The 13689-nt window shown below is 68.0% G+C and carries 11 protein-coding genes; 5 read left to right on the forward strand and 6 right to left on the reverse strand.

The genetic code is table 11. From position 1 onward, the window contains the following. Nucleotides 1-54 precede the first annotated feature (54 nt). On the reverse strand, nucleotides 55-618 hold the full coding sequence (locus AC1DOM_RS01460; RefSeq protein ID WP_498959507.1) for an outer membrane beta-barrel protein: 564 nt from the start codon (nucleotides 616-618) through the stop codon (nucleotides 55-57). A 395-nt stretch (nucleotides 619-1013) separates the two neighbouring features. On the opposite strand from AC1DOM_RS01460, the gene rpoH reads away from it, so the two are divergent. Further along, entirely contained in the window at nucleotides 1014-1895 is an 882-nt protein-coding gene (rpoH, locus tag AC1DOM_RS01465; protein ID WP_498959509.1) for an RNA polymerase sigma factor RpoH, read from the forward strand. A 54-nt stretch (nucleotides 1896-1949) separates the two neighbouring features. On the opposite strand, the gene AC1DOM_RS01470 is transcribed toward rpoH, so the two are convergent. Together AC1DOM_RS01470 and AC1DOM_RS01475 are read right to left on the reverse strand one after the other, a co-directional pair. Next, on the reverse strand, nucleotides 1950-3203 hold the full coding sequence (locus tag AC1DOM_RS01470) for an NAD(P)/FAD-dependent oxidoreductase (protein WP_498959511.1): 1254 nt from the start codon (nucleotides 3201-3203) through the stop codon (nucleotides 1950-1952). Nucleotides 3204-3255: 52 nt separating this feature from the next. Then, on the reverse strand, nucleotides 3256-5454 hold the full coding sequence (locus tag AC1DOM_RS01475) for a primosomal protein N' (RefSeq protein ID WP_498959512.1): 2199 nt from the start codon (nucleotides 5452-5454) through the stop codon (nucleotides 3256-3258). 494 nt (nucleotides 5455-5948) lie between these two features. Between AC1DOM_RS01475 and AC1DOM_RS01480 the strand changes: the two genes are divergently transcribed. After that, a complete protein-coding gene (locus tag AC1DOM_RS01480) occupies nucleotides 5949-7508 on the forward strand; it encodes a DUF3106 domain-containing protein (protein ID WP_498959514.1) in 1560 nt (519 codons plus the stop codon). Nucleotides 7509-7516: 8 nt separating this feature from the next. On the opposite strand, the gene AC1DOM_RS01485 is transcribed toward AC1DOM_RS01480, so the two are convergent. Both AC1DOM_RS01485 and AC1DOM_RS01490 read right to left on the reverse strand, forming a co-directional pair. Beyond that, nucleotides 7517-7828, reverse strand: coding sequence for a DUF4286 family protein (locus AC1DOM_RS01485; protein WP_498959516.1), 312 nt, complete (start codon nucleotides 7826-7828; stop codon nucleotides 7517-7519). A gap of 1 nt (nucleotide 7829) precedes the next feature. Continuing rightward, on the reverse strand, nucleotides 7830-8999 hold the full coding sequence (locus tag AC1DOM_RS01490; RefSeq protein WP_498959518.1) for a DUF3667 domain-containing protein: 1170 nt from the start codon (nucleotides 8997-8999) through the stop codon (nucleotides 7830-7832). Between the two features lie 89 nt (nucleotides 9000-9088). Between AC1DOM_RS01490 and AC1DOM_RS01495 the strand changes: the two genes are divergently transcribed. Both AC1DOM_RS01495 and sppA read left to right on the forward strand, forming a co-directional pair. After that, complete coding sequence (locus tag AC1DOM_RS01495) at nucleotides 9089-10462, forward strand: MATE family efflux transporter (protein WP_498959519.1); 1374 nt, start codon at nucleotides 9089-9091, stop codon at nucleotides 10460-10462. A 95-nt stretch (nucleotides 10463-10557) separates the two neighbouring features. Further along, the gene (gene sppA / locus AC1DOM_RS01500) at nucleotides 10558-12456 is read left to right on the forward strand and encodes a signal peptide peptidase SppA (RefSeq protein ID WP_498959521.1); all 1899 of its coding nucleotides are present in this window, start codon (nucleotides 10558-10560) and stop codon (nucleotides 12454-12456) included. Nucleotides 12457-12484: 28 nt separating this feature from the next. On the opposite strand, the gene AC1DOM_RS01505 is transcribed toward sppA, so the two are convergent. Beyond that, on the reverse strand, nucleotides 12485-12799 hold the full coding sequence (locus AC1DOM_RS01505; protein WP_498959523.1) for a hypothetical protein: 315 nt from the start codon (nucleotides 12797-12799) through the stop codon (nucleotides 12485-12487). Nucleotides 12800-12855: 56 nt separating this feature from the next. Between AC1DOM_RS01505 and AC1DOM_RS01510 the strand changes: the two genes are divergently transcribed. Next, nucleotides 12856-13632: an SDR family oxidoreductase gene (locus AC1DOM_RS01510; RefSeq protein ID WP_498959525.1), complete on the forward strand. Its 777-nt coding sequence runs from the start codon at nucleotides 12856-12858 to the stop codon at nucleotides 13630-13632. The last annotated feature ends 57 nt before the right edge of the window (nucleotides 13633-13689 follow it).

The following is a 13689-nucleotide window of genomic DNA, read 5'->3' on the forward strand; positions in this document are numbered from 1 at the left end:
TCGCATCGCGCTGCTGGAGGAGGGGGAGACTGCAGCGCGAATCCGGTGCTGCGATTACCAGGTGAAGCGCGGGCCGATGAAGTACTGCTTGTCGCCGCCTTCGATGAACTTGATGTCGCCGGCCAGGCCCCAGTTCTGGTTGAACTTCACCTGCGCACCGACCTTGCCGTAGAAGTCGCCGTCCACGCGCTCGAAGTCTTCCCAACCGGCCATCGCATAGCCTTCGAACATGTCGTTCGCAGCGCCGCGCACGCCGACTTCGGTGCTGTAACCGTCGATGTCGAGGTTCGCGCCCGCATCGAGCTTCTCGTAGGCCACGCGCGTGACCAGGTCGATCTTCGGCGCGATGGTGTGGTTGTAGCCGACGCCGAAACGGTACTGGTCGAAGTCGCCGTTGATGTCCTTGAAGTCCTGGTTCTGCCAGCCGCCGAAGAGGTGGAAGTTGTCGTGGATGGCGACCGAGCCGTCGAGGCCGAAGCCGTCGGCGTCGAGGCCGGAGTGATTCGGGTCGGTGGCGACGTAGCCACCCTGGACGTAGTTCCAGGAAATGCCGTCGGCGGCCGAGGCGGCGAACGGCGCGGCCGCGAGGACGGCCAGGAGGAGGAAGGAACGCTTCATGCGAAAACTCCAACGATCATTGGGGGATGTGCCTGCTTCCCTTGTTTGGTCGGGAAGCTCAGCGGCGGCAATCCTTACAATTTCGTTACGAACGCTTCCTGAATACAGAACCGGCGAGTTCAGGAACTTTTCCGCAGCGGCCCGGTCCACGCGTGCGCACTCTCTTTTCCATTGGCCCGCGGCCCTTGTGGCCCGCAAAAGCGTCCCCAATCCGTGTGAAGGGGAGTTTCGAAGGCAATCGCGGGCCTGTCGGCCTGACGGATCGCCGACACCCGGTGTGGCATACGAAGGTCCGCGGCGTATCGGCCCAGGACCGGCGTTTGTTGCATGAATGCAACACTGCGAACTTTTCCTACCCCGTTGTATCCAAGAAGGCCATTGCTAGAATCCCTGCCATGACCCAGAACCCGATTTCCACCGCCCTCGTCGCGAACAACCTCCCGATCCCCAGTGCCTTGGGCTCGCTGGACGCGTACATCGGTGCGGTGCACCAGATCCCCGTCCTCAGCGTCGAAGAAGAGCAGGCGCTCGCGCACCGCTTCCGCGACGGCGAAGACCTCGATGCGGCCCGCCAACTCGTGCTGTCGCACCTGCGCTTCGTCGTGCACGTCGCGCGCGGCTACAACGGTTACGGCCTGCAGATCGGCGACCTGATCCAGGAAGGCAACATCGGCCTGATGAAGGCGGTGAAGCGTTTCGACCCCGCGGTCGGCGTGCGCCTGGTGAGCTTCGCGGTGCATTGGATCCGCGCCGAGATGCACGAGTACATCCTGAAGAACTGGCGCATCGTCAAGGTCGCCACGACCAAGGCGCAGCGCAAGTTGTTCTTCAACCTGCGCAAGAGCAAGACGCGCCTGGGCTGGATGAATGCCGAGGAAGTGCGTGCCGTCGCAGCCGACCTGAAGGTCTCCGAACGCGAAGTGATGGAGATGGAGTCGCGCCTGTCCGGCCGCGACATCGGCTTCGATGCACCGAGCGACAGCGGCGACGAAGACCACATGCCGCCCGCGCCGGTGTCGTACCTGATGGCGAACGACGAAGACCCGTCGATGGCCTACGAGCGCGCCGACAGCGAAGACAACCAGCTCGAACTGCTGCGCGAAGGCATGTCCCGCCTGGATGCGCGCTCGCGCGACATCGTCAAGCGCCGCTGGCTGGATCCCGACAGCAAGGTGACGCTGCAGGAACTGGCCGACGAATACGGCGTGTCGGCCGAGCGCATCCGCCAGGTCGAAGCGAACGCGCTGAAGAAGATGCGGGCGTTGTTCACCGCGTAACGCGACTCGCGTAGCATTGAAGAAAAACGGCGCCCTCGAGGCGCCGTTTTTTTTTTATTTCTGCTCGCGGCCCAGCACGATCCGCGCGTTGCGCTGGTAGGTCCAGTACGCCACCGCCCAGTCGAGCAGCACGACCACGCGGTTGCGGAAACCGATCAGGAAGAACACGTGCGCGATCAGCCAGAACGCCCACGCGAAGTAGCCTGAGAAGCGGAAGCCGTGCAGATCGACGACCGCGGCGCGGCGGCCGATCGTGGCGAGGTTCCCGTAGTCCTTGTAGCCGAAGGCCGGCGGCGCGGGTTTGCTCGCCAATCGCGCACGAATCACGCGCGCGACGTAATTGCCCATCTGCTTGGCCGCCGGTGCGACGCCGGGGACCAGGCGTTCGCCCCACTTCACCGTCGCCAGGTCGCCTGCGACGAAGATCTCCGGATGGCCGGGCAAGGTGAGGTCCGGTTCGACCGACACGCGTCCGGCGCGATCCAGCGGCACGTCGAGCGTGCGCGCCAGCGGCGACGCCGCAACGCCCGCGGCCCACAACACCGTGTGTGCGTCGATGCGTTCTTCGCCGAGGACGAATCCCGACGCATCGATGCGCGACACCGGAACGCCCGTGCGCACGTCCACGCCCAGGCGCGCGAGCGAACGCGCCGCCTTCGCCGAAAGTTGTTCGGGGAACGTTGCGAGTACGCGCGGTCCCGCTTCGAGCAGCATCACGCGCGCGTTGCCCGGATCGATGTTGCGGAATTCCTTGCGCAGCGTGTGGCGCGCGATTTCCGCGAGCGTGCCCGCCATTTCGACGCCCGTCGGGCCACCGCCGACGACGGCGAAGGTGAGCAGCGCGGCGCGCCGCGCGGGGTCGGACTCGGCTTCGGCGCGTTCGAAGGCAGTGAGGATGCGGCGGCGGATCGCGAGCGCGTCGTCGAGCGTCTTCAGGCCGGGCGCGTGCGGCGCCCATTCGTCGTGGCCGAAATACGCGTGCGTCGCGCCCGTGCACACGAGCAGCGTGTCGTAGGCGATCGACGTGCCGTTGGCGAGCTGCACGCTGCGCGCGGCCTTGTCGATGCCGACTGCCTCGCCCATCAGCACGGTGACGTTGCGCTGCCCGCGCAGGATGTGGCGCAGCGGCGCGGCGATGTCCGGTGCCGACAGGCCGGCGGTGGCCACCTGGTAGAGCAGGGGTTGGAACAGGTGATGGTTGCCGCGATCCAGCAGCGTGATGCGCACGGGCGCGCTTGCCAGCGCACGCGTCGCCCACAGGCCGGCGAAGCCGCCTCCCACGATCACGACATGCGGCACGTCGGCCATCGCGTCCTGCTGTTTCCGTCGTTGCGCGCATTCTGGCGCAAGCGTGCGCCGATCAGTAGAGGTCGACCGGGTCCACGTCGAGCGACCAGCGCACGCGCTTGCCTTCGGGCGCATCGCGCAGCGCGGGCAACGCGGCGTCGAGCGCCGCGTGCAGCGCGCGCCGCTGCGGGGCCGATACGAGCAGTTGCGCGCGCTGGAATCCCGCACGCCGCGGCATCGGCGCCGGCAGGGGGCCGAACACCTCGACGCCGGCAATGCGCGCATCCTCGATGCACGCCTTCGCCAACGCCAGGAAGCGCGTATTCGGATCGGCGGATTTCGCCTCGGCACGCAGCAACGCCAGGTGCGCGAACGGCGGGAACCCCGCGGCTTCGCGCTCGGCGAGTTCGGCATCGGCGAAGGCGCGATAACCACCCGCGATCAGCGTCTGCAACAACGGATGCGTCGGATGGTGCGTCTGCAACCACACTTCGCCCGCGCGATGCGCACGGCCCGCGCGTCCGGCGACCTGGATCAGCAACTGCGCGAGTTTTTCGCCCGCGCGGAAATCCGCGGAAAACAGGCCTTCGTCGATGCCGACCACCGCGACGAGCGTGAGGTTCGGCAGATCGTGGCCCTTGGCGAGCATCTGCGTGCCCACGAGGATGCCGGGACGATCGCCGAGTTGCGCCAGCAGCGATTCCAGCGCGTCGCGCTTGCGCGTGCTGCCGCGATCCACGCGCAACACGGGCACGTCGGGGAACAACTCGACGAGGCGTTCCTCCAGGCGTTCGGTGCCCACGCCCTGCGGTTGCAAAGCCAGGCCACCGCAATCCGGACACGCCATCGGCGAAGGCTGGCGCGCGCCGCAATGGTGGCATTGCAGCCGACGTCCACCGGCATGCACCGTCATCGGGCGCGGTTGATCGGGGGTGCTGCAGCGCTTGCACGCCGCGCTCCAGCCGCAGTCGTGGCACAACAGCACCGGCGCATAGCCGCGCCGATTGCGGAAGACGAGCACCTGGCCGCCGGCGTCGACGGTCGCGCGGATCTTCGCCAGCAACTCCGTGGAAAGCCCCGCATCGAGCGCACGCTTGCGTACGTCGAGGACGCGCACGTTCGGGGGTTTCGCATCGCCTGCGCGCTTGGAAAGGCGCACATGCGTGTATCGCCCTGCCTGCGCGTTGTGGAGCGTTTCCAGCGACGGCGTCGCGCTGCCCAGGACCACCGGCACGCCGAGCGCCTTGCCGCGGACCAGCGCGAAGTCGCGCGCGTGATAGCGGATGCCGTCCTGCTGTTTGTAACTGCCGTCGTGCTCTTCGTCGACGACGATCAGGCCTGCCTCGGGCAGCGGAATGAACACCGCCGAGCGCGTGCCCACGATCACGCGCGCTTCTCCGCGCGAAGCAGCCGCCCAGACGCGCGCGCGCGCGTTGTCGTTGAGGCCCGAGTGGAGCGCGTGCACGTCGATGCCGAGCCGCGCGCGGAAACGCGCGAGCGTCTGCGGCGTCAATCCGATTTCCGGAACGAGCACGAGCGCCTGCCGCCCGCGCGCGAGACAGTCGGCGATCGCCTGCAGGTAGACCTCGGTCTTGCCGCTGCCGGTTACGCCTTCGAGCAGCACGGCGCCGAAACCGGCCTGCGCCTGGATCGCGTCGACGGCGATGCGTTGTTCGTCGTTGAGCGCCGGGCCCGGCGTGCCGCCGACCGCACTGCGCGCAGGCGTGGTGCGGAGCGATTCGGCCAGGCCTTTCGCCGACAGTGCGCGTGCGGCGGTGCGCCAGCCCGGCAGGGCATCGTCGAGTTCGTCTTCGCTTCGATCGCGCTGGGCGAGCAAAGCCGCCACGCGATGTGGCATCGCGTCGCGCTTGAGCTTGTCGTGCGAGGCGCCCGCGACCAGGCGCCAGACGATCTCATCGGTATCCGGCAGCGGCCCGCCCTGGCGCAAGGCCGCGGGCAGCGCGGTGGCGAGTACCTCGCCAAGTGGCGCATGCGCGTAGCGCGACAACCAGCGCAGCGAGTCGAGCAGTTCGCCGTGGAGCAACGGGGTTTGATCGAGCACGGCCAATGCCGACCTGGTTTCGCGCGCGTCCGCATCGACCGGCCCGACATCGGCGATGACACCGATGAGTTCGCGCGGACCGAAGGGCACGCGCACGCGCGCGCCCACCTGCACGCTGTCGACGCTCGCGCCATCGGGCGCGCGATAGTCGAACAGTCGAGCCAGCGGCACGGGCAAGGCCACACGCAAGACGGTGTCGTCGGAGGACATCGCGTGCAGTCTAAGCGCGCGCAGCAAGCGACATGAATGCGTCTCCCAAGGTGTCCCGCAATCCCACCATCGGTTTGCCGGAAATTGTTTCCGTGTTCGTGACGTAAGTCATGCAAGTGATTGGCACGTAACGCCTTTCGTCCTTATCCACACGATCTGTGGATAAATCTGTGCATGGCGCGATTCCAAAGCACTGGGCAAGGCAAAAAATGCGAATTAACTCTACGATGGTGAAAAAAGTGCCATCCCATAAGAAGCCTGCAGAATCAATGCCTTGGGCGTGAAACCAAGTTGCAACACGGACGCGTCGCACCCCGCGGGGCGCCAATGTGACGTTCCTGTTATCGCTGTGCACAACCGTTTTCGACGAAAGCCGCGCGGGGCTTGGAGGAGCGGCGCGTTGACCGTTCGTCAAGACATTTTTAACGCGCGTTGCGGATCGCATTCGCGGGCGCTGCGTGGCTATCATCCAAGCCGATGAGTACGCCGCAAGAATGACCAGCACGTCGTCACCAGGCAGCACGGCGACGGGTGCGCCGGCGGCCTTCCTGCGCGGGGTCGAACGCCGCGCCGCCGTATTCGCAGTCCTGCAATGCGGATCGGCCGATCGCGGTGATGCGGCCGTCGCCGCCGTCTTGCGCGCCTTCACGCGGATCGCGCCGGAGTCGCCGATGGCGACCTGGCCGGTCGCCTTCTGGTCGATGTTGCTCGCCGCGCCGGACCTGCGCCGCCCCGCCGCCGAAGCCGCATGGCCGTCCACCTGGTCGTCGCTGGCGTCGCTGGGCAACGGGCCGCGCGCGGCGCTGCTGTTGCGCCTGGTGGCCGCGCTGGAGATGGACGATGCGGCCGCGGCGCTGGGCGTTTCGGCCGACGCGTATCGCGAAGCGCTGCAGCGCGCGGTGCCCTATCGCGAAGATGGCACGCCCGATCGCGAGGCTTGGCAGGTCTGGGTCGCCGACGTGCGCGCGGCCACCGAAGGGATGTCGGCCGAACGTCTCGCGCGGCTGCATGCGCCGCCGCAGGCGCCCCGCGCGATGCCGGCGGCGCCGACACCGCCATCGGTCCCCGCGCGCGCGCCAGCGCGGCGCAGGTTCGCGATCGGCGCCCTCGTCGCGCTGGCGGCAGGCATCGGTGCGATCGTCCTGCTCCGTCCGCAGTGGTTCGACGCCTTGCCCTTCCGCGGGGAGCTCGTGCGCAGCACGACCTTGCCGCCTGCCGACGAACCCATCGCGCGCTACGACGGGGACCTCGCGGCATGGACGCATCGCGATTTCCTCGCGATCGCCGATCCCGACGGCGTGCGCCGCGCCGACGAATTCCCCTTCTTCGCCTGGTATGCCGCGACGCTCGCGGTGCAGCCGGCCGCCGATGCGTCCGCGCAGGCGAAGCCGGAGCCGGCCGTCGTGCCGGCCGCAGCGCTCGCCGAACCGGCGCCGGCATTCGTCGCACCGCCGCACGCGACGCCGCTGCCGATCCCGCGCAGCATCACGCTGCCCGAATCGACGAGCTCGGCGATCGCGCGCGTTCCCGCACCGCTGCAGCAGGACCTGCGCGACCAGGCGTCGCTATGGCAGGCCTTCTCGCCGACGCAACGCCGCGATTTCCAGCAACGCGCGGCGCAATGGGATGCGCAGCCGTGGCCAACGCGGGTGCGCCTGCGCGAACGCTACGCCGCGTGGCGCGCGCTGGATCCGGTGTCGGCCGAAGCGATCGAGAGCGCCGTGCAGGCCTTCGCGCATCGCACGCCGGAGGAACAGGCGGCGCTGCGCGCGCAATTCGACGCGCTCGATCCGATCGCGCAACGCGGATGGTTGCTGGGCCCGGCGATCGGCGGCGACTACCCGAAGTTGCACGCCCTGCTCGCGCAACTGCCCGAAGCGCAGCACGCGCCGATGTTGCGTTTGTTGCGCCGGATGGACAACGCGCAGCGCGCCGACCTGTCGGTACTCGCGCAACGCGTGCCGCCACAGGACCGCGCGGCCCTGGTGCAAGCCTTGTTGTCGACCGCCGATGCCCAGCGCACCGCGTGGTTGCAGGTGCGCCTGGCGCAGTAACGGCTCGGTTACAGCGCCACGTCCCGCAGGATGCGGCGCCGATAGCGCACGCCTTCCTCGCCGAAGCGCGACAGCCCTTCGGCGCGCAGGCGCGGCGCATGTTCGCGCTGGTAGGTTTCGAGCGCGCCCAGGTCGCTCACCATGTAACGCACGCACAAGCCCTGGCGGCCTGCGGTGGGCAAGGGATCGACGACATCGTGCACCTGCGCCGAGAGGAAGCCGGGCAGCGCGAGCAATTCCTGCACGTGCGCGGCGAGCCACTCGCGGTAGGGGCCGGCGATGGCGACGTCGAATTCCAGGTTGACTTCGTAAACGACCATTTCACATCCAGACAAGGCCCGCCAGCATGGTGAACGCGGCACCGATGCTGAGCAGGACGGAATAACAAAGGCCCAGCACGCAGTATTTCAACAGGGTCATGATCCAGCCTTGACCGTAGACACGTTTCTGCATGATGAGCAGGTACAGCGGCATCCAGATCCCCAGCCCCACCTCGCCCAGCTTGATGAGGGAGTGGAACGGGGAAGCGACGGCGCCGAGCGAATCCTGGAGCGCCATCAATCCGAACATCACCAGCAAGGCCAGGCAGAGGAAGGCATGGCTGTGCAGGGCGACGATCAGGTGTTCCATGTACAGCCTGCGCTTGAAGGCGTAGGCGATCTTCAACATCAGCGCGAACAACGGCAGCATCACGATCAGTGCCGTGGGCACCGTGCTCAGCACCGCATCCTTGATGAGGTTCGGGTCCTTCTCGCCTCGGCGCACATTGTCGCGGAAATGGCCGGCCATTTCGTTGAGTTTCCGATTGGCGGGGGCGGGCAGCCAATTCAAGTGCACCGGGTTCTTGACCGGATCCCAGGGCTTGCCGTTGAAGGAGATGTCGTCGTCGGCCTCGTCGCCGTCGGGTGAGGTCACGCCCGGCGGCGGCGGCGGGCGACCGGCCTTGGACGCGGCTTCCAGCATCGCGATGCGGCGGTCGGCCTGCTTGTTGATCGCGGTCTTCGCTGCATCCAGGCCCACGCTCACGCCCGGCGTCTCCGCGGTTTCCTTCCGCGCCTTTTCGAGTTCCCGCACCGCCCCGTCGCGGCGCGCGTTGACCTGCGCGACGGTGGTCGCCTTCGCGATCTCCTGGTCGCCGCCGCCGTCGAAGCCCACCTTCATGCCGCTGAAGTCGACCGACAACTGCGCGACGAAGAACGTCACGATGCTGATGAACACGAACAGGCGCACCGGGCTGACATAGCGGATGCGATGGCCGGAGAAATATTCCAGCGACAGGCAACCGGGCTTGGTGAACAGCGGCCACAGCGTGCGGAACACGCGCGCGTCGATGTTGAAGACCGTGTCCAGCAGGTCGCCCATGATGCTGCTGAAGTGGCGCACCAGGCCCTTCACCGGCTGGCCGCAGGCGTGGCAGTGCTCGCCCAGCAGCGGAACCCCGCAGTTCTGGCACGTCGGCCTGGGCGGCGCGGCGGCGCTGGTGTTCGTCATCTCGCTGCCCATGAGGCTCCCCGTCTGGCGGCTAAGATAGTACGCGGCGCCCAAAAATCCCCGCGCCCCTTCCCGATCAAGCCCTTGCGATGCCTCCCCAGCCTCCGTTCGCGCGGGAACTGCGCACCAGCGCGACCCTCGCCGTGCCCCTCGTCCTCGGCCACCTGTCGACCGGCCTGATCGGTTTCGTCGACAGCGTGATCGCCGGCCACCACGGCACGCGCACGCTCGCGGCCGTCGCCGTGGGCACGGCGTTGTTCTGGCTGCCGATGATGGTGCCGATGGGGACGCTGATGGCCTTCCCGCCCGCGGTGTCGCAACTGGATGGCGCGGGGCGACGCCACGAGATCGCGCCCCTGTTCCGCCAGGCGCTGTGGTTGGCGGCGATGCTCGGCGTGGTGTTGTTCGCCTTCCTGAGCGTGGTGACCATCGCGCTGGAACCGATGGGCATCGCGCCGGAAATCCGCCCTGGCGCGGTCGCATTCCTGCATGGCATCCGCTGGGGCGTGCCGGCGCTGACGCTGTACCTGTGCATGCGCTATCTCAGCGACGGCCTGCATTGGACGCTGCCGACGATGGTGCTCGGCTTCGGCGGCCTGGTGGTGCTCGTGCCCCTGGGCTACGCCCTCACGTGGGGCGTCGGGGGATTGCCGGAACTCGGCGCGGGCGGGCTGGGGCTGGCGTCGGCGGCGATGATGTGGGCGCAGGCGATCGCGTTCGCGTTGTATCTGCGGCGTTCGAAACGTTTCGAATCGCTGCGTTTGTTCGCGCAATTCGAAGGACCGCGCTGGCCCGACTTGCGCAACCTGCTCGCCACCGGCTTGCCCATCGGCGTGACCGTGATGATGGAAGGCAGCTTGTTCATCGTGACCGCGTTGCTCATCGGGCGGCTCGGCGGCGTGGAAGTGGCGGCGCACCAGATCGCGATCAACGTCGCGAGCCTGTGCTTCATGATTCCCTTCGGCCTGGCCGAGGCGACCACGGTCCGCGTGGGCCATGCGCTGGGCCGTGGCGATCGCGACGGCCTGCGCCGCGCGGCCTTCGCTGGTTTCGTGCTGATGTTCGCCACCCAGGCGGTGTCGGGCCTCCTGCTGTTGTTCGGCAACCACGCGCTCGCCGGGCTCTACACCGCGGACACGACCGTGGCCGCGTTGGCGGCGACGCTGCTGTTGTATGCGGCCGCCTTCCAGTTCCCCGACGGCGTGCAGGTGCTCTCGGCCGGCGCCTTGCGCGGCCTGCGCGACACGCGCCGCCCGATGCTGCTCGCCGCACTCGCCTATTGGGGGGTCGGCATGCCGCTCGGCGCGGGCCTGGGGCTGGGGCTGCGCTGGGGCCCGCAAGGCATGTGGGTCGGGCTGATCGTCGGCCTCACGACCGCGGCCGTCCTGTTGTCCACGCGCTTCTTGCGCTCCTCGCGCCGTGTCCCCATGAACGCAGGCACGGTCAGCGAATCGTCGCCATGACCGACGGCGCATGAAGTCCACACACGCCTGCCGCTAACCTGTCGCATTCTCCGGGCGACCGCCCCGGCGCACCCCTTTCAAGGAGCTCCACCGCAATGAACGAACCCAGCCGTCGTGGCCCCATCGCCCGCGCCATCGTGGGCATCTGGGACGCCATGAATTTCACGCGGCGCCTGGTGTTCAACCTGGTGTTCTTCGCGCTGTTGATCCTGTTCCTGATGTTCGCCTTCTCCGGCGGTTCGCTGGCGCCGCTGAACGACCGCACGACACTGGTGATCGCACCGGAAGGCCGACTGGTCGAGCAGTACAGCACCGACATCGCCAGCCGCGCGCTGTCGAAGGCGATGGGCGATGGCGGCAACGAGGAAGTGCAGTTGCGCGACTTGCTGCGCGCGCTCGACGCCGCGGCGACCGACAAGCGCATCGAGCGCGTCTTCGTACGCTTCGACCGCCTGCAGCCCACCGGTTATGCATCGCTGCGCGAACTGGCCGCGGCGCTGGCGAAGGTGCGCGCGTCGGGCAAGCAAGTCGTCGCGTTCGGCGAAAGCTTCATGCAGGAGCAATACCTGCTCGCCGCGCAGGCCAACGAGGTGTACCTGGATCCGATGGGCGGCCTGGTGCTCGAAGGCCTCGACCGTTATCGCCAGTACTACCGCGAAGGTTTGCAGGACAAGCTCGGCGTCGACGTGCATCTGTTCAAGGTCGGCGAATACAAGTCGGCCGCCGAGCCCTACGTGCTCGACGCCGCGTCGCCGCAGGCGAAGGAAGCCGACCTGTACTGGATGAACGATGTGTGGCAGCGCTACCTCGGCGACGTCGCCAAGGCGCGCGACCTGTCCGCGCAGCAACTCGCCGCCGGCATCGACACGCTGCCCGAAGGCCTCGCCGCCGCGCGCGGTGATCTCGGTCGCTATGCGCTGCAGCAGAAGCTCGTCGACGGGTTGAAGACCGAAGAGGAAGTCGACCGCCTGCTCACCGAACGCGGCGTCGCCGACGCCGATGCCGAAGGCGGTTTCCGCCAGGTCGCGTTCGAAACCTACCTGCGCCACATCGACACCACGCTGCCGTCGACCGACCTGCGCCCGCAGGTGGCCGTCGTCGTCGCCGAGGGCGAAATCGAAGGTGGCGAGAAGCCACCGGGCCACATCGGTGGCGTGTCCACCGCCGCGCTGTTGCGCGAAGCGCGCGACGACGAACACGTCAAGGCCGTCGTGTTGCGCGTGGATTCGCCCGGCGGCGAAGTCTTCGCTTCGGAACAGATCCGCCGCGAAGTCGTCGCGCTGAAAGCCGCCGGCAAACCCGTCGTCGTCTCGATGGGCGACCTCGCCGCATCGGGCGGTTACTGGATCTCGATGAACGCCGATCGCATCTACGCCGATCCGTCGACCATCACCGGTTCGATCGGCATCTTCGGCGTGATCCCGACGCTGCCGCGCGCGCTGGACAAGATCGGCGTGCACACCGACGGCGTGGGCACGACGCGTTTCGCCGGTGCGTTCGACATCACGCGCCAACTGGATCCGGCCGTCGGCGACATCGTGCAATCGGTGATCGACAAGGGCTATCGCGATTTCACCGGTCGCGTGGCGCAGGCGCGCAAGCGTTCGGTCGACGAGATCGATGCGATCGCACGTGGCCGCGTGTGGACCGGCGCGCAGGCCCGCGAACGCGGCCTGGTCGACGATTTCGGCGGGCTGCAGACGGCGATCACCGATGCAGCGGCGCGCGCGAAACTCGGCAAGCCCGACGCCTACAACGTGCATTACATCGAACGCGAAGCCACGCCGTTCGAACGCTTCTTCGCCGGCTTCGTTTCCAGCCGCGCGGGCGCGACGATGATGCGCGACTCGGGTTTCGCGCAAGGCGTCGCACGCGCGATCGTCGCGCGCAGCGTGCCGCAGATGGATGCGGACCTGCGTTTCCTCGACGCCGCGCTCCAGCGCCGCCCGGGTGCGCCGGTGAAGGCGCTGGCGTACTGCTTCTGCGAACTCTGAAACGCGTCAGGCGCGACGCGCGCGGTCGTTACTGATCCGACGGCGGCGGGGCATCGCCCCGCTCCTGCGCATCGATGGCCGCGCGTTGCTCGTCGGCCGCCTCGAGCGTGGTGCCTTCGACCGACTTGGCCTTGTTGATCGGCCGCTGGATCGCGTCGCTGAGTTCCGTCGCGGGCTTCTCGCGCTTGCTCGCGTCGTTCCATGTGTCCGCATCCGGCAGGCTGGCCGCCGCCTGCGGGGCCGGCGGGCGTTCGGTCTCGGGCTTTTCGGGCTTGGAACAAGCGCCCAGGGCCAGCACGCACAACACGGCAACCAGGATTCGCGACATCGCGGCGGCGTCCATTGGAAGTCAGCGGCTATCCTACGCCGACCCGGGCGGATGCAAACGAGGCAGGCAGCATGGATCCGAAGCGCTGGCGGCTGGATGGACACCTCGCCCTGGTGACCGGTGGGAGCGCCGGCATCGGCCGCGCGATCGCGCGCGAACTCCTCGGCTTCGGCGCCGACGTGTTGCTCGCCGCGCGCGATGCTGCGGCGCTGGAGTCCACGCGCGCCGAACTGTCCGAAGACTTCCCCAATCGCGACGTCCAGGGCTTCGTCGCCGATGTCGCCGAAGACGACCAACGCCGCGAACTGCTCGACTGGGTCGAGGACTTCGGCGAAGGCCTGCACATCCTGGTCAACAACGCCGGGGGCAATCTCACCCGCGCGGCCGTGGATTACACCGAAGACGAGTGGCGGAAGATCTTCGAGATCAACCTGTTCTCCGCCTTCGAGCTTTCGCGTTACGCCCATCCGCTGCTGACGAAACACGCAGCGTCGAGCATCGTCAACGTCGGCAGCGTCTCCGGCTTCACGCACGTGCGCAGCGGCGCGCCCTACGGCATGAGCAAGGCCGCGATGCACCAGATGACGAAGAACCTCGCGGTGGAATGGGCCGAGGACGGCATCCGCGTCAACGCGGTGGCGCCGTGGTACATCCGCACGCGGCGAACGCACGACAAGCTCGCCGATCCCGATTACCTCGACGAGGTGCTGCTGCGCACGCCGCTGGGCCGCATCGGCGAACCCGAGGAAGTGGCCGCCGCGGTCGCGTTCCTGTGCCTGCCGGCGGCGTCCTACGTCACCGGCGAGTGCATCGCGGTGGACGGCGGATTCCTGCGCTACGGTTTCTGACGAACGGCGCGTCGCTTCACCTGCCGCTTCAGGATCGGCAGGCATCCTGCGGCCTCA

Source organism: Lysobacter sp. P5_B12, assembly GCF_056400425.1.